The 15,060-nt window shown below is 68.9% G+C and carries 15 protein-coding genes; 8 read left to right on the top strand and 7 right to left on the bottom strand.

The genetic code is table 11. From position 1 onward, the window contains the following. Positions 1-2 precede the first annotated feature (2 nt). Both cydD and cydC read left to right on the top strand, forming a co-directional pair. Positions 3-1,739 (top strand): thiol reductant ABC exporter subunit CydD, encoded by a 1,737-nt coding sequence (gene cydD / locus BJ960_RS08920; RefSeq protein ID WP_185987028.1) that lies wholly within the window; start codon positions 3-5, stop codon positions 1,737-1,739. Then, positions 1,736-3,385 (top strand): thiol reductant ABC exporter subunit CydC, encoded by a 1,650-nt coding sequence (gene cydC, locus BJ960_RS08915; protein WP_185987027.1) that lies wholly within the window; start codon positions 1,736-1,738, stop codon positions 3,383-3,385. The genes cydD and cydC overlap by 4 nt, the downstream gene beginning before the upstream one ends. 39 nt (positions 3,386-3,424) lie before the next feature. On the opposite strand, the gene BJ960_RS08910 is transcribed toward cydC, so the two are convergent. After that, positions 3,425-4,216 (bottom strand): aminotransferase class IV, encoded by a 792-nt coding sequence (locus BJ960_RS08910; RefSeq protein WP_185987026.1) that lies wholly within the window; start codon positions 4,214-4,216, stop codon positions 3,425-3,427. A 28-nt stretch (positions 4,217-4,244) separates the two neighbouring features. Between BJ960_RS08910 and BJ960_RS08905 the strand changes: the two genes are divergently transcribed. The 5 genes from BJ960_RS08905 to BJ960_RS08885 all read left to right on the top strand — a co-directional run bounded on the left by BJ960_RS08905 (position 4,245) and on the right by BJ960_RS08885 (position 11,197). After that, positions 4,245-5,591, top strand: a complete 1,347-nt coding sequence (locus BJ960_RS08905; RefSeq protein ID WP_307814625.1) for an anthranilate synthase component I family protein — start codon at positions 4,245-4,247, stop codon at positions 5,589-5,591. Between the two features lie 75 nt (positions 5,592-5,666). After that, positions 5,667-8,204 (top strand): leucine--tRNA ligase, encoded by a 2,538-nt coding sequence (gene leuS, locus BJ960_RS08900; protein ID WP_185987025.1) that lies wholly within the window; start codon positions 5,667-5,669, stop codon positions 8,202-8,204. Positions 8,205-8,285: 81 nt separating this feature from the next. Beyond that, positions 8,286-9,020: a hypothetical protein gene (locus tag BJ960_RS08895; RefSeq protein WP_185987024.1), complete on the top strand. Its 735-nt coding sequence runs from the start codon at positions 8,286-8,288 to the stop codon at positions 9,018-9,020. 171 nt (positions 9,021-9,191) lie between these two features. Beyond that, entirely contained in the window at positions 9,192-10,148 is a 957-nt protein-coding gene (locus tag BJ960_RS08890; RefSeq protein ID WP_237463471.1) for a ComEA family DNA-binding protein, read from the top strand. Then, positions 10,145-11,197: a hypothetical protein gene (locus tag BJ960_RS08885; protein WP_185987023.1), complete on the top strand. Its 1,053-nt coding sequence runs from the start codon at positions 10,145-10,147 to the stop codon at positions 11,195-11,197. The genes BJ960_RS08890 and BJ960_RS08885 overlap by 4 nt, the downstream gene beginning before the upstream one ends. Here BJ960_RS08885 and BJ960_RS08880 read toward each other — a convergent pair. After that, positions 11,194-11,409: a hypothetical protein gene (locus BJ960_RS08880; RefSeq protein ID WP_185987022.1), complete on the bottom strand. Its 216-nt coding sequence runs from the start codon at positions 11,407-11,409 to the stop codon at positions 11,194-11,196. The two genes, BJ960_RS08885 and BJ960_RS08880, sit on opposite strands and share 4 nt — an antisense overlap. A gap of 176 nt (positions 11,410-11,585) precedes the next feature. Between BJ960_RS08880 and BJ960_RS08875 the strand changes: the two genes are divergently transcribed. Then, positions 11,586-11,990, top strand: coding sequence for a hypothetical protein (locus BJ960_RS08875; RefSeq protein ID WP_185987021.1), 405 nt, complete (start codon positions 11,586-11,588; stop codon positions 11,988-11,990). Between the two features lie 69 nt (positions 11,991-12,059). On the opposite strand, the gene BJ960_RS08870 is transcribed toward BJ960_RS08875, so the two are convergent. The 5 genes from BJ960_RS08870 to BJ960_RS08850 all read right to left on the bottom strand — a co-directional run bounded on the left by BJ960_RS08870 (position 12,060) and on the right by BJ960_RS08850 (position 14,997). Further along, positions 12,060-12,287 carry a hypothetical protein gene (locus tag BJ960_RS08870; protein WP_185987020.1) on the bottom strand — a complete coding sequence of 76 codons (228 nt, stop codon included), beginning with the start codon at positions 12,285-12,287 and terminating at the stop codon, positions 12,060-12,062. 88 nt (positions 12,288-12,375) lie between these two features. Then, complete coding sequence (locus tag BJ960_RS08865; RefSeq protein WP_237463587.1) at positions 12,376-13,062, bottom strand: Abi family protein; 687 nt, start codon at positions 13,060-13,062, stop codon at positions 12,376-12,378. 167 nt (positions 13,063-13,229) lie between these two features. Further along, positions 13,230-13,436, bottom strand: coding sequence for a hypothetical protein (locus tag BJ960_RS08860; RefSeq protein ID WP_185987018.1), 207 nt, complete (start codon positions 13,434-13,436; stop codon positions 13,230-13,232). Then, complete coding sequence (locus tag BJ960_RS08855) at positions 13,433-14,002, bottom strand: recombinase family protein (protein WP_185987017.1); 570 nt, start codon at positions 14,000-14,002, stop codon at positions 13,433-13,435. The genes BJ960_RS08860 and BJ960_RS08855 overlap by 4 nt, the downstream gene beginning before the upstream one ends. Positions 14,003-14,673: 671 nt before the next feature. Further along, entirely contained in the window at positions 14,674-14,997 is a 324-nt protein-coding gene (locus BJ960_RS08850; RefSeq protein ID WP_185987016.1) for a hypothetical protein, read from the bottom strand. Positions 14,998-15,060 lie beyond the last annotated feature (63 nt).

The raw sequence follows: 15,060 nt of genomic DNA, 5'->3' as shown, positions 1-15,060 counted from the left end.
TGATGAAGCCCCTCGATCCACGCCTGTTGCGTTTTGCGGGTGCAGCCCGCACGGTGTTCGCGCTCGGTGCGCTACTCGGAGTAGTGCGCACCGTCGCGATCATCGCCTGGAGCTGGTTCCTTGCGCAGGCGATAGCGGCTGTCGCTATTCCGGTGTTCGAGGGGCTGTGGGACGCCGCCGGAGCCGGGCGGGTTGCCGAGGGCGTGTACGCCCAGAGCAGCCTGCCCTGGCTCGCGGCCGGCGCACTCGCAGCCGCGATCGTTCGCGCCCTGAGCACGTGGGGCATGGACGTCGTCGCCGCACGCGGCGCGGTGAAAGTGAAGACCCAGCTTCGGGCCGCCGCGCTCGACGCGCTCGACGGGCGCAGCCCCGAGGCCACCTCGGCAGTCTCCGACGCGAAGCTCGCGACGGTGCTCGGCCGCGGTCTCGACGCCCTCGACGGGTACTTCTCGGGCTACGTGCCCCAGTTCATTCTTGCGGTCGTTGCCACCCCGATCCTCGTCGCGACAGTCCTCTTCTCCGACCTGCTCAGCGGCGTGACCGTGCTCATCGTGTTCCCGGTCATCCCGCTCTTCATGGTGCTGATCGGCCTCGCGACCCAGTCCGTGCAGGGCAAGCAGTGGGATCAGCTGCAGCGGCTATCCGCGTCGTTCCTCGATGTCGTCGAGGGGCTCCCGACGCTCAAAATCTTCCGGCGGGAGGAGCGCCAGGCGGCGCGCATCACCGCCGAAACCGAGGAGTACCGCTCGCGCACCATGAAGGTGCTGCGGGTGACCTTCCTCTCCGGCTTCGTCCTTGATCTCGCCGGTACCTTCTCCATCGCGCTCGTCGCCGTGACCGTCGGCACGCGCCTCGTCGCCGGCGAGTTCCCGCTCGCGCTCGGCCTGTTTGTGTTGCTCGTACTTCCCGAGGTGTTCGTGCCGATCCGGCAGGTCGGCGCCGCGTTCCATGACTCGACGGAGGGGCTCGCGGCCTCCGCCGACGTGTTCGCGCTCATCGAGGGCGAGGGCGAGCGCCACCAGGGCCAGGGCGAGACCGACGCAGCCGCGACGCGGGTCGCCACCGTTGCTGGGGGCGGGCTCGCTGTCGACGGCGTCGAGATCGCGCGCGGCGACAGGATCGTCGCCGGGCCGCTGAGCTTCGACGTCGCCCCGGGCGAGTTCGTCGCGCTCGCCGGACCCTCGGGAGCTGGCAAGACGTCGCTGCTCGCCGCCGTTCTCGGCTTCCTCCAGCCCGCGGCCGGACGGATCAGCGTCGGCGGCGAGGTCTCCTGGGCCGGCCAACAGCCGGGCCTCGTGCAGGGCTCAATCCTCGACAACGTCGCGCTCGGCTCAGCCGATCCTGACCCCGCGCTCGCGCGCGGCGCGCTCGACAGGCTCGGCCTCGCTGGTCTCCCGCTGGACCGGGAGCTGGGCGCCCTCGGCTCGGGGCTCTCCGGCGGCCAGGCGCAGCGCGTCTCGCTCGCACGCGCACTGTATCGGGCCGCAGCGCTCGACGCCGGCGTGCTGCTGCTCGACGAGCCGAGCTCCGCGCTCGACGCGGGCAGCGAGCGCCTCGTCATCGAGGCGGCGCGAGCCGAGGCGGCGGCTGGCCGCGCGGTACTCGTCGTGAGCCACCGCCCCGCCCTGCTCGACGCGGCGGATCGGATTGTGACAGTCGCGCGCCCCGAGGGGGCATTGCCACCGGGCGAAGCCCCAGCGGTGCGCGCAGCGAAGACCGAAAGTGAGGCCCAGCTGTGAGCGTCGAAACCGTGCTGCAGCGCGCGACCCCGAGCCGCCGGGCCGCGCTCCCAGGGCAGCTCCTCGGGATCCTCTCGGACGGCGCAGCGGTCGGGCTGCTCGCCCTCAGCCTGTGGCTCATCACGCGGTCGGGGGCGCAGCCGCCGATCCTGCACCTCACCTTCGCGATCGTCGGCGTCCGCGCCCTCGCGATCGGTCGCGCCGCCTTCCGCTACGTTGAGCGGCTCTCGAGCCACGACGCCGCGCTGCACCAGCTGGCGCAGCTGCGCGCCTCGACGTTCACCGCGCTCGTGCCGCGCGTGCCGGGCGCGATCGAGTCCTCCCGCCGCGGCGAGGTTCTCGCGACGTTCGTTGATGACGTCGACCAGCTTCAGGATCACCCGCTACGGGTCCGCCAGCCGCTCATCGTGAGTATCACCGTGACGGTGCTCACGATCGCGATCATCGCAATCGCGTCGCCCGTCGCCGCCGCGATCCTGACGGCCGTGCTCCTTGTTGCCCTCATCGTCGGGGCGACGCTCTCGAAGCGGATCGCCGGGCGCAGCGACCGCGAGCTCGCCGACGCCCGCTCGGCGCTCACCGACGCCCTGCTCGATCGCTTCGGCTCGGCGAGCGTGCTCGCGGCGTTCGGCGCACTCGACACGCAGCGCGCCCGCATCGAAGCCGCGGAGGCGCGGCTCGCCCGCGTCCAGCTCACCCGCACGCGGGCCGCCGGCCTCACCGGGGCGCTCGTCGCGCTCGGCGCCGGGGTCGCCTCGGTCTCGATCCTGCTCGCCATCGCCCCCGGCGCCGGAACGTCGTTCTCGGTGCCCGTGTTCGCCGCGATCGTCGTCGTCCCTGCCGCCGTCTTTGACGTCTTTGCGCAGGTGTTTGCCGCGCTCACCGCGCGCCGCACCGTCGAGACGAGTGCCCGGCGGGTGGCGAAGCTCACCGAGGGCGAGCTGCCGCGCGAGATCCCCGTCGACGATCCCGCGATCGACGCCACCAAGGTCCCGGCTGCCGTCGCAGGGGCACCGCTCGTCGAGGTGACCGATCTCTCGGTCGCGCACCCGGGCGGGCGCGCCGTCATCTCGGGCCTGTCGTTCGCGCTCGGCCCAGCCGAGCTGCTTGTCATTACGGGGGACAGTGGCAGCGGGAAGTCCACGCTCGCCCTCGCCCTGAGCCGGTTCCTCGACTACGGCGGCAGCTACCGCCTCGGAGGCGTCGAGGCCCGCGAATTCAGCGGTGCCGCGGTGCGCGGCTTCGTCGGGCTCTGCGAGCAACAGCCCCACCTCTTCAACACTGACCTCCGGCAGAACCTGAAGTTCGCGAAGGAGGACGCCACCGACGAGGAACTGCTCGCGGTGCTCGAGCGCGTCGGCCTTGGGGAGTGGGTGCGCGAGCGCGGCGGCCTCGACGCGCTGGTGGGCGAGCGCGGCGCGCTCGTCTCCGGCGGCCAGATGCAGCGGATCTCGCTCGCTCGCGTGATCCTCGCCGACTTCCCCGTCGTGATCCTCGACGAACCGACCGCGGGCGTCGACCAGCTCGTCGCCGACAGGCTGTTGCGGGACCTCCTCGGCGCGATTCCGGAGGACCGTGCGGTGATCCTCATCACGCACACCGCGGTGCCCGAGGGCGTGCCCATTTCCGCGCGGATCGCGCTGTAGCGGGGCGCGGCCTGGCGGTCCCGCCGGGCGGCGCCGCCGCTACGGCAGGACGGGCTCCCACGCGCGGTCGAGGGCGTCCTCGAACCAGCGGAGGCGTGCCGCGTTGAACCGAGGCAGCTCGGTGCCGTCGATGTGAGTCACCGGCCGGATCCCGTGGAGCGCGTTCACGGCCCACACCTCGCACCGTTGCAGTTCGGCGACGGTCGCAGGCGCCGCGCGCAGCGCTCCATCGCGCGCGCGGTGCGGCTTGTCGCCGACGAGGCGCTGTTGCGCGGCCGCGATCAGGATCGCTTCGGTGACCGACGCGACCCGCTCGCTGTCAACGACGACATGGCCGCTGTCGTCGCGCTCGTCGCGCCAGAACAGCAGGCTCGTCGTTGCGCCCTCGCGCACCCGGCCATCGGGATCGACGAGCAGCGCCTCCGCGTCGAGGCCTCGATTCAGCGCGGCGTAGGCGCCGATGTTGGGGCCCTTGATCCGCGCGCCAGGCAGCGGCGGAACCGAGACGCTTGCGAGCGCGATGGTGGGGCGGAGCTCGGGGAGCGGCCGAAGCGCACACCCGTACCGCATGGCGCCGTCTGGGTCGCGCCAGAGCTCGAGGCGAGGAAACCCTTCCCCGAACGCCGCGATGCGACGCCGTGCGTCGGCGAAAAACGCGGTGAGCTCGGCGTTCCGGTCCGAGGCGACGCCGGTGCAGAGCGCCGCACCGACCGAATGCGCAAACCGCTCAAGGTGCCGGGAGAACCCGCGCACCTCGGCGGCGCCGTCGCGCACCCGAACGCGAAACGAGTCCGCGACGAGCAGAGCGGGGGCGCCGTCCAGAGTGTTCATGGCGTGAGCGTAGCACTACGATGTGAGGGTGGAACACGGGGGAGCGGCGGCGACCGCGATGGCGGCGGCCCAGGCACTTGCGGGCAGCGGATGCCCGTGGTTCTGGCTCGACGGCGACGCGGCGGCGCCAGGCGAACGGCGCGTCAGCTACCTCGGGATCGCTGCCGACACGCTCACGGCCGAACGCGGGCACGAGCGCGCCTTCCTCGCGGCGCTCCGGGAGCGCTCATGCGGCGTTCGCGCGGACGGGGATCTGGCGCACGGCGCCGGTCTCACCACCGGGTGGATCGTCGCGCTCGGCTACGAGTTCGGCGTCGGGCTGCTCGGGGCCGAGGCCGCGCCAGACGCGGCGGCGCCAGGATTCGCGCTGCGGTGCGACGCCGTGCTTGTCGTCGACCACGACGCCGACACCGCCACGGTGCGCGGGGAGACCGCCGCGGCAGCTCGGCTTCGTGCGGTCCTCGCTGCGGGAGCAGGATCGGCTCGCGCGGCCACCACCACGACGGACGCGTCGCGCGTCGCGAGCCCTGGTTCGTGGCGGGGGACAGCCTATTCTGCACGCGTCGACGAGTGCCGGGCTGCGATCCGGCGCGGTGACGCCTACGTGCTGTGCCTCACTGACACCGCAGAGGCGGAGACCGACGCGCTGCCGCTTGAGCTCTACGCGCGGATGCGCGGCGGAGCGATGCGGGGCGGCCTCGTCGTCACCGCCGACCGCGCGCTCGTGAGCGCGAGCCCCGAACGGTACCTGTCGGTGGCGGACGGGACGGTGCGCACGCACCCGATCAAGGGCACCCGGCCCCGCGGGGAAGACGCGGCTGAGGATCGGGCTCTCGCCGAAGAGCTCGCCGCCGACCCGAAGGAGCGCGCCGAGAACCTCATGATCGTCGATCTCATGCGGAACGACCTCACCCGCGTTTGCGAGCCCGGGAGCGTTCGGGTCGAACGGTTCCTCACGGTCGAGAGCCACCCGCGCGTGCACCAGCTCGTCAGCACCGTCGCGGGGGAGCTGTCGCCCGCCCGCGACGTGTTCGACGCGATCCAGAGCTGCTTTCCCGGCGGGTCCATGACGGGCGCGCCGAAGCGGAGCGCGGTGGAAATTCTCGGTGCGCTCGAGGCTGGGCCGCGTGGGCTGTACTCGGGATGCTTCGGCTGGGTCGACGACTCGGGGAACGCCGAGCTCGCGATGACAATCCGCGGTGTCGAGCTGCGAGGGCCGGGCCTCACCGACCAGCCCTCCGGGGACGCCAGAAGCGAGCGCGCGCCACGCGTCGCGCTCGTCGGCGCCGGTGGCGGGATCACGATCGATTCGGATCCCGGAGCCGAGGTTCGTGAGCGGGATCTGAAGGCCGCCGCGATGCTGGCAATTCTTTGACGCTGAGCGGGATAAACTGGCTGAATGTGTGTGGCCCGTAGCGGCCCGAAGTGATCGACGAGTGTTGAGGTGCGAGTGAGCGAGCAGGGAACCGGCCAGCAGGATGCTGAGCAGGGCTATGACTTCAAGGCGATTCAGGACCGGTGGTTGCCCGTCTGGGAGGATCTGAAGCCGTTCGAGGTGCCCGCAGGGCTTGACACAGATCGGCCGCGGAAGTACGTCCTCGACATGTTCCCGTACCCCTCGGGCGACCTGCACATGGGCCACGCAGAGGCGTTCTGCTTCGGCGACATCATGGCGCGCTATTGGCGCGGCCAGGGATACGACGTGCTGCACCCGATCGGGTGGGACTCGTTCGGGCTCCCCGCCGAGAACGCCGCGATTAAGCGCGGTGTTGACCCGCGCGAGTGGACCTACGCGAACATCGCGCAGCAGAAGGCCTCGTTCCGCGTGTACGCGCCGTCGTTTGACTGGAGCCGCGTGCTCCATACGAGCGACCCCGAGTACTACAAGTGGAACCAGTGGATCTTCCTGAAGATGTACGAGAAGGGTCTCGCGTACCGCAAGGCGAGCTGGGTGAACTGGGACCCGGTAGACCAGACCGTGCTCGCGAACGAGCAGGTGCTCGCCGACGGGACCTCCGAGCGCTCGGGCGCGATGGTCGTCAAGAAGAAGCTGACGCAGTGGTACTTCCGCATCACCGACTACGCGGACCGGCTGCTCGACGACCTCGACGCGCTCGAGGGCCGCTGGCCGGCCAAGGTGCTGAACATGCAGCGCAACTGGATCGGTCGCTCGAGGGGCGCCGAGGTTGAGTTCGAGATCGAGGGCCGTTCGGCGAAGGTCCCCGTCTTCACGACCCGCCCCGACACGCTGCACGGCGCGACCTTCATGGTCGTCGCTCCTGACTCCGATCTCGCGGCGGAGCTCGCGGTCGGCGCGTCCGCCGAGGTGCGGATGCAGTTCCAGGCATACCTGGAGGCGACGCAGAAGCAGACCGAGATCGAGCGCCAGAGCACGGATCGCGAGAAGACCGGCGTCTTCCTCGATCACTTCGCGGTGAACCCCGTGAACGGCGAGCGCATTCCCGTATGGGCATCCGACTACGTGCTCGCGGACTACGGGCACGGCGCGATCATGGCCGTCCCCGCGCACGACCAGCGTGACCTCGACTTCGCCCTGAAGTTCGACCTGCCCGTGCGGGTCGTCGTTGAGGTCCGCGACGAGGACGGCGAGATCCTTGCCGACCCGAGCGAGTCCGGCGTCGCGACGTCGGGCGAGGGCAAGGTCGTGAACTCCGGCGAGCTCGACGGTCTCGACAAGGTCTCGGCGATCGCGAAGGCGATCGAGATCCTCGAGGAGCGCGGCACCGGCCGCGCCACCACGACGTACCGCCTGCGCGACTGGCTCATCTCCCGCCAGCGCTACTGGGGCACCCCGATCCCGATCCTCTACTCCGAGGACGGCTCGATGCGCCCGGTGTCCGAGGCATCCCTCCCCGTCGAGCTTCCTGCCGCCGCGGGCCTCGACCTCAAGCCGAAGGGATCGTCGCCGCTCGGCGCCGCGACCGAGTGGTCGACCGTCGTCGACCCTGACACGGGCGAGACCCTCACCCGCGATCCCGACACGATGGACACGTTCGTCGACAGCTCGTGGTACTACTTCCGCTTCCTGTCGGCGAACGATCCGACGCAGGCGTTCGACCCCGCAGAGGCGAAGAAGTGGGCGCCCGTCGATCAGTACGTCGGCGGGGTCGAGCACGCGATCCTGCACCTGCTCTACTCGCGCTTCATCACGAAGGTGATGTTCGACCTCGGGTACATCGACTTCGAAGAGCCGTTCCTGGACATGCTCAACCAGGGCATGGTGCTCTTGGACGGCGCGAAGATGTCGAAGTCGAAGGGCAACCTTGTCGAGTTCGCGTCGGAGCTTGAGGAGCACGGCGCGGACGCGCTGCGCGTGACGCTCGCGTTCGCCGGCCCGCCGGAGGACGACATCGACTGGGCTGACGTCTCCGTGCAGGGCTCGGCGAAGTTCCTCGCCCGCGCCTGGCGCATCGCGCACGACGTCGAGGTCGGCGGAGCCCCCGTCGGGGCCGACGTCTCGACCGGCGACAAGGCGCTGCGCCGCAGCACGCACCAGCTGCTCATCGACGCGCCCCAGCTCGCCGAGTCCTACAAGTTCAACGTGATCGTCGCGCGGCTCATGGAGCAGGTGAACGTCACCCGTAAGGCAATCGACTCGGGCGTCGGCGTCGCCGATCCCGCAGTGCGCGAATCCGCCGAGGCGATCGCCGTCATCCTCTCGATGTACGCGCCGTATGCCGCTGAGGACATGTGGGCGATGCTCGGCCACGAGGCCACCGTCGCCCTCGCCGAATGGCCGAAGGGTGACGCGTCGCTCACCGTCGTCGACGAGGTCCTCATGATCGTGCAGGTCGACGGCAAGGTCCGCGACAAGATCACCGTCTCAGCGTCGATCACCAACGAAGAGGCAGAGACAGCCGCTCGCGCGTCGGCGAACGCTCAGCGCGCGATCGGCGATCGCGAGATCGTGAAGGTGATCGCGCGCGCGCCGAAGATCGTCTCGATCGCGACGAAGCCCGCGGCGTAGCCGCAGCCCGTCACGCGCAAGCCGCGTCGGTGCAGTGCCCCGACCTTCCACGGAGGGCCGGGGCGCTGCTATGTTGAGCGTATGGCTGACGGTGGAGCACGGCTGGGCGAGCGCCTGGCAGGGCGAGCGGGCGCTCGGAGCGCGCGGGTGACCGCGCGGCGCACGCCCGCGATCCCGGGCGCGGCGCTCGCGATCGCGGCGTTCGCGGGTATCGCGCTCACGCTGTCCGGGTGTGCACCTGCCGCGCCGGATCCCGCGCCCACAGCCTCCGAGAGCGCGCCGGCGCCCGGCGCCACCGACGGCGGCGCGACGGGAGAGGCTGAAGCCCCGAGCGAGGCCGGGGAATCCGTATCGATTCCCGGGTGCGACGAGATCATCCCGCTCGCGCAGGTCCAGGCGAAGCTCGGGGCCAACTTTGAGCCGTGGGAGGGGCCCGAGGACACGGACCATCTGACCGCATCGCTCGGTCCGTCAGCGGTGACGGCCTTCGACGCGGCGACCGCCGTGCAACCCTGCTACTGGGGAGTCCCGCTGTCAGACCACACGACGAACCTGTTCGTTGCCAAGCTGCCGACGGCGAGCCGCGTCGCCCTCGTCGACGACCTGCGGAGCTCGGACTACGTTGAGACCGAGTCGCAGGGGATCACGCTGTTCCATCACACCGTGAACGACGGAGTGATGGAACAGACGAACTGGTTTGGCTTCGAAGGCGACGTCTGGGTCGCGTCGACCCACTACGGGGAGCAGCTGCCCGTCGAACTCGCCTTCGCTGGCGTTCGCGCCGCGAACCCTGACTGGCGCCCGGGCACCGTCTGAGCAAGACGCGACGGGGCCTGCCGATCGCCTGACGCCGCGGACTACCGCTGCGGTGAGCCGGCTCGCTATTCCGTCGCGCACAGCCTGCCGCGTGCGTGTGGTTCGGGCCGACTCGTCCACAGCCTCCTGCTGGCAGTTCCACGGCGCCGTGGCGTAGCGAAGAGTGGGGGCATGACCCCCGACACTCGTCCCGTGCCCGTCCCGCCACCGCCCCGCGGCCCGCTCCGGCGCCACCCCGTCGCTCCCGCCCCGGAACCTGCCCGGGGCGGGGAGGCTGCGCGCCAGGATGCACCGCGCCTGGAAGTATCGCGCGACCACCAGTGGGAGGAACCGGCGGCGGGCCGCTGGCGGGAGGAACCCGGGGATCGTCCCGGATCCGAGCCCCTCCGCTGGGAGGCGGCGGAGTCGGTGGCGGCGCGCCTGAAACGGGCGCTGAGTATGCCGGTGCTCGCGTCGGTCGGCGTGTTCGTCGTGGCGATCGGGATCACTGCGGCCGTGCTGATCCGGGGGCTGGGCGGCACTGGCACGTTCACGTCACCGCCGCTGGCTGGGGCCGAGGTCGAGAGCGACCCAGCGAGGGAGGACGCCGCGGCCGACGCCGGCGACGGCGGGGGGAGCGGCGCGGGTGCTGCGGCGGACGCGGGTGCCGCGGGTGCCGGTGGCCAGGGCGAGTCGCTCGTGGTCCACGTCGTTGGTGAGGTCGTCACGCCAGGGGTGATCGAACTCGATCCGGGGTCCCGAGTGCTCGATGCGCTCACCGCCGCCGGCGGGCCGACCGAGAAGGCGGAGCTCGCGGCTCTCAACCTCGCCCGGCCGGTCGCGGACGGCGAGCAGATTCTCGTCGTCGACGCCGAGGGAGCCGAGCGACTCGGAAGCGGGGCTCCGGGCGCGGGCGCAGCCCCGGGTGGCGCTGCAGGCAGCACGCCGCCTGGCGGTGCACCTATCAACGTGAACACCGCGGGCGCGGATGAGCTGACCCAGCTACCCGGTGTCGGGCCGGCGATCGCTCAGCGCATCATCGATTGGCGCGAGGCAAACGGGAGGTTCGCCGACGTCGACCAGCTCCTCGAGGTCAGCGGGATCGGCAGCAAGACGCTCGACAAGTTCCGCGACAGGGTCGCGGTGTGACGGCGGATGCCGGGACCGCGCGACCGGCGTCGGCGGCGGAGACCGTGCCGGAGGGGGCGCCCCGCCACGGCCAGTGGCGGCTCCTCGCCCCGGCGCTCGGGTGCTGGGCGGTCGCCGCCGTGCTCGTGCACGTGCCAGACGCGGCGCGCTGGCTAGCAGTCGTACTCGCAGCCCTCGGGCTCGGGCTCGGGATCGGTCTCGGCGCGGCCCTCATTGCCGCGCGTCGCCCGCATGGCGCGCCCGGCCTCCGGCGATACCGCTGGGCCGGGAGCGTTGGGATTGTGTACATCGCCGCGTTGCTCGCCGTGACCGCCCGGATCGCCACGGTCGAGCAGGGCCGGGACGTGGTGGGTGAGACCGTCTCTGTACTCGGGGCTGGCACGAACGTCGCTGCGACCGTCGTCGTCGGAGGCTTCCCGGCGCCCGCCGCGGGTGTCGGCGGCGACAACGCCGAGCGCAGCTGGGTGCGCGGGCGGATCGTCGCGCTGGCAGCCGCTTCCGGCGGCGCCACCAGCGCGGAGAGAGTCTCCCTGGCGTGCGGCGGTGATGAACCGGGGTCCGGACCGGCGCCCGCGGAGGCCTCGCCGCCCACGGCGCTCACGGTGCCCGGGCCCGTCGCGCCGGTGTCCGCGTCGGCGATCCTCTGGCTCGACGGCCCACCGCCTGAGCGCTGGTATCCGGGGGCGACGGTCTGCCTGACGGGCGCGATCGGGCGCGGGCCGCCGGAGGGGCTGTCGGCATTCGAGATCTCGGTGTCCACTGTCGGCGGCCCAGGATCGGCGACGGGCGTGCCCGGGCGCCTGGGGGAGACCGCCGCGAGCCTGCGCTCGGGGCTGCGCTCTGCTGCCGGGCACGTTGCCGGCGCAGAGCTCGTCCCCGGACTGGCAGTCGGGGACACCAGCCTCGTGTCGAGCTCGCTCGACCGCCTGATGCTGGAGTCGAACCTGACGCACCTCACCGCAGTCTCTGGGGAGACTAACCGCCAAACAGATGAGTCAAGGAATTACCCTGCATCAGCCAAAAGCGAGGTTAGCAGGCCGACGGGTTAGAGGTGCTGGCGCATGAGCCCGACCACCGTACGCTCGGCGGACGCAGGGAGCGGCGGCGCTGCGGCAGCCTGCTGCACAGCCCACCGCTCTACAGGGTCGAGGATGAAAGTCTCCGGGTCGAGCGGGAGCGCCTGCTCGGGGGAGTCGGGGAGCACTTGGGCGAGGAACTCATCGACCGAAGGTTCTTCCGCGGGGCTAATTGTTGTCTTCATGGATGACGAATGCGCGGTGCGGTTTGGCTCCACGTCACGCCGCTTCGGATGATGTGAGATGACCTCACAGGTAACTATCAGCTTGGCGTCTCAGGTGACCCCAAAAGACCCGTATGTGCCATGGCGAGGGCCGAGGACGAGCCGAAGCCCCAGACACGACACGACAGGAGTTCGACATGAACGCCAACACCCCTTCTAAGACCGACATCTTTGGCGGCATCGACTATCTCCGTAACCTCATCAGCGATGTAGCCATCGGCGTCATTCTTGAGAATGGGCGCGGGAACGATTTCGACTTCGACTGCCCGGTGGCTCAGATGACTGACGAGGAACTCACCAACGTATCCGAGAAGCTCGATGAAATGCGAGGCCAGCTTGAGTGGCGAGACCTCGAAGTGCCCTGCTATGACGGTATCGATGACGTAGTAGACCACGTGGATGATGGTGTGGACTGCGAGCCGGAGCACTGGAAGAGCGCATTGGAGGCGTTCGACTTGGACTCCGCCCGTGTCGACCGCTTCGTCCGCGTGCGCCGGGAACTCTGTGAGAAGCACGGCCTGCAGCCGCTGCTTGCGGCGTAAGTGCTCAGCAAGAGGGGGCACCTGGTGAAGATCATCACCGGGTGCCCCCTCTGGATGCCCCCGCCCCCGCTAAGCATTGCTGAAGTGGAACGAGTACTCGTCCTGGTACGTGCGCCCGTCGGACTCTGCTGGCCTCCGGTACTGTGACCGCTGATAAAAGAAGCGTTCGATCTGCTCATAGGTGCCGCCGCGCAGCAGGATGTCGGTGGAGCGATGTCCTGGCGCGTCAATCCAGGTGCCACCCTCAACCACCCAGCCGATTACTTCACCGGCGTCGCGGATGGTGATTTTCTTCATGACAGTGTCCCTATACTCATTCTCGCCAGCAAGCTGTCTGTGCGAGATGTCTGCTTGGGCTCGTAGTACGTGTCGATAAACCGGCGGACTAACTCGATGTCTTTGGTCGGCGGGCGACGACCTCACGAACGCGGCTTTGCTGTTCGATCCAGGCAGCAAGAGCGGGATCGATGTACCCTGCGAGCGCAACTATTTGATCGTACTTCTGAGATACATCGAGAGCCCAGATCCGGTGATGGTGCCCTACTCGATTTCGGAACTCTCGGAGAGACGAAACGATGTCGCGCACGGGCGCTTGACTTCGGCCTTTCATATACGGAAACCCTGAAGCAATGTCTGGCCAGAGGAACATCTGCGACTTCGATACCATCTGGTGCCAAAAGCCGAAAGAGACTTCAGAGATTACCTGCCCAGGGTTGAGCGGCTTGTTGTTCTTCCTGACGCGAGCGATTGCAGTATTGATGTCCACATAAGGGTACTTATGCTTGTGCTTCCCGCGACCACGATCTCTTCCGAGCTCTTGTGCATCATCGTAGATCCAATGCCCGGCGCGGCCCAGAGCGTTGTGTCGCGCACTCATCTGGCAGTCGATTGTGTTCCGAAGAGCAACTTCAAGGTGGCCAAGAGGTTCCCAGAAGGCTGCAGACAGCTCTGCGTTCCATTCGTATAGTTGCATTGCTTGATTTGTGTCGCCATCGTACTCGTCGAGATAGTGCCGCAGACGTGCATGTCCGAAATGGCTCTGAAAGAGGCCCCAGGTCTCAGAGTTGCTCATCTTGCTCACGATCTTGTAGTATGGCTTCGAACACCCCGGAACCGTCCCTGTAGTCCTCCTTCTCGGAGGGCCGATCAAACGGCCGGGGTTTTGCTTTTCTATTTTGGCAGATTAGTAAGCTCGGCCGACTCCAGCGCGATTGCCCTGTTCCACCCTGCTACCTCCCGTCACTCTTCACCGGTGAGCTGCCTATGCGCAGCCTGCACCAGCTCGGTCTCCCGGTCGCAAACCTCGCGTAGGTGGTCGAACTGCTCGTGGGTGATGCCCATTCCAGTGCGCACGCCGTCAGCCGGAACCCCGGTTGCCAGCAGGATCTCAGCGACCGCAGCAGCGCGGTGTACGCCGGTCACCCCGACACGTCCGCTGGTGCTCATTCTGCTGCCTCCGCTCGTTCGATAGCCCTGTAGACGGAGGCCCGTCCGATCCCGAACAGCCCAGCCACGTCGGTGATGGACATCCCGCCGGCGCGCAGCTCAGCGATGTGTCTGTCCTGTGCCGTAGTGAGTTTCGTCTGCTTCCCGCGGAGTTTGCCTTTCGCGCGGGCGACCGCCATGCCCTCACGGGTGCGCTGGCGAATCAGGTCGGCCTCGAACTCAGCGACCATGGCAAGCACGCTGAACAGCAGTTTGCCGATGGGATCGCTCGGGTCGTGCACCGCGCTACCGAGCGATAGCGAAACTCCTCGCCCGCCGAGTTCGGCGGCGATGTCGGAAGCGTCGCGAACCGATCTGGCCAAGCGGTCGAGCTTGGTCACGACCAGAGTGTCACCGGCGCGCACCGCAGCCAGCGCTTTGGCGAGACCGGGACGTTCGCGGTTCGTGCCGGTGAGCCCGTGGTCGACGTGAATGTGCTCCTCAGCTACGCCGAGCTGCAACAGCGCTTCACGCTGGGCCGTCAGATCCTGGTCAGCGGTCGAGACGCGGGCGTAGCCGATCAACATGCTTCGCCCCCGTCCGTAAGCCGATCGCCAAACGGACGATGGGGGAGTGCCGATGTGGTTGAGCCGGTGACTCGCGGTGCGGTGTCCGTATAGGTAGTCCGCTGAATTGACCGGTGGCGGGACGCTATGCGGACGGCGTTGTCGCTCATTTGATGTTCCGATCTGAACGCGGTGCGGCGCAGGGCTCGCAGAGTGTGTAAATGCGTCCGCTTTCCTGAGTGCGGCCCGCAATCGCCAGCAGCTCGCGGTCGAGCTCCTCGGCGAGCTGGTGCCACCCTGCTGGAATACCGCGAGCGCCACCCAGCCAGGCGCTCACTGCTGACACCGGCGGGCGGTACGCTTGGCCTCGCAGTCGCGGCTTGGATCTGCGCGAGCACGGCGCCGGGGGTGTGCGCGGCGTAGTCGAGATAGACCCGGAACTCGCCGAATTTTTCTTTGATCTGCGCATAACGGAACCACATCGCATGCGGCTCAAGCTCGCGGTCGAGGTCGGCGACGATTTGATACCAGCCGCCGGAGATATCAAACGCCCAGCCACGAGGGTCACGCCGCAATTCTTGGATCCTAGGGGTCATTAACGCGTCCAGCTGCTCGGGTGTCGGTCGTGTCGCCATGATTGCTCCTCCTGCTCGCAGCGTCGTTCAGCGCGTCCAGGTGAGCAATGCGCGGTCTTACTCCCGCTCCGCTAGCTCCCGGTACGCGAGCAGTTCGCCCCACGCCTCCTGAATCCGTTCCACCTGCCATTCAGCGAGCTCAGAGGCATCAACATCGCCTCGCCAAACCACCCGAGCCTGGGCGGCGACGATGAGGTCTGAGGCCGTAGGCAGTTCCTCGGCCGGTACGTCGAACGCTGATGCGGCGCCGGCGAGCATGGCGCGCGCGAGCAGCGTGAGGTCGGTGGGCGGCGGTTCGTGCGGGACCATGCACCATGCGAGCTGGGTTGCGAGGGCACCGAGGTGCATCTGCAGCAGGTCAGCATCGGTGGTGGAGGGCATGAGCGATGGTCTCATGCTGCTGCTCTGGGGTGTCAAGAGGTTGAGGGGGGCTGTGGATAAGAT

Origin of the sequence: Leucobacter aridicollis, assembly GCF_013409595.1 — a bacterium.
Classification (GTDB): Bacteria; Actinomycetota; Actinomycetes; order Actinomycetales; family Microbacteriaceae; genus Leucobacter; species Leucobacter aridicollis.
The sequence above is the reverse complement of the archived record's forward strand: the minus strand, read 5'-3'. Positions and strand labels throughout refer to the sequence as shown.

What these genes read in the sequence shown, in the direction of transcription:
- cydD (WP_185987028.1), top strand. Translation starts at nt 3, where the DNA reads ATGAAGCCCCTCGATCCACGCCTGTTGCGTTTTGCGGGTGCAGCCCGC.
- BJ960_RS08910 (WP_185987026.1), bottom strand. Translation starts at nt 4,216, where the DNA reads ATGAACACTCTGGACGGCGCCCCCGCTCTGCTCGTCGCGGACTCGTTT.
- BJ960_RS08895 (WP_185987024.1), top strand. Translation starts at nt 8,286, where the DNA reads ATGGCTGACGGTGGAGCACGGCTGGGCGAGCGCCTGGCAGGGCGAGCG.
- BJ960_RS08890 (WP_237463471.1), top strand. Translation starts at nt 9,192, where the DNA reads ATGACCCCCGACACTCGTCCCGTGCCCGTCCCGCCACCGCCCCGCGGC.
- BJ960_RS08880 (WP_185987022.1), bottom strand. Translation starts at nt 11,409, where the DNA reads ATGAAGACAACAATTAGCCCCGCGGAAGAACCTTCGGTCGATGAGTTC.
- BJ960_RS08875 (WP_185987021.1), top strand. Translation starts at nt 11,586, where the DNA reads ATGAACGCCAACACCCCTTCTAAGACCGACATCTTTGGCGGCATCGAC.
- BJ960_RS08870 (WP_185987020.1), bottom strand. Translation starts at nt 12,287, where the DNA reads ATGAAGAAAATCACCATCCGCGACGCCGGTGAAGTAATCGGCTGGGTG.
- BJ960_RS08865 (WP_237463587.1), bottom strand. Translation starts at nt 13,062, where the DNA reads ATGAGCAACTCTGAGACCTGGGGCCTCTTTCAGAGCCATTTCGGACAT.
- BJ960_RS08860 (WP_185987018.1), bottom strand. Translation starts at nt 13,436, where the DNA reads ATGAGCACCAGCGGACGTGTCGGGGTGACCGGCGTACACCGCGCTGCT.
- BJ960_RS08855 (WP_185987017.1), bottom strand. Translation starts at nt 14,002, where the DNA reads ATGTTGATCGGCTACGCCCGCGTCTCGACCGCTGACCAGGATCTGACG.
- BJ960_RS08850 (WP_185987016.1), bottom strand. Translation starts at nt 14,997, where the DNA reads ATGCCCTCCACCACCGATGCTGACCTGCTGCAGATGCACCTCGGTGCC.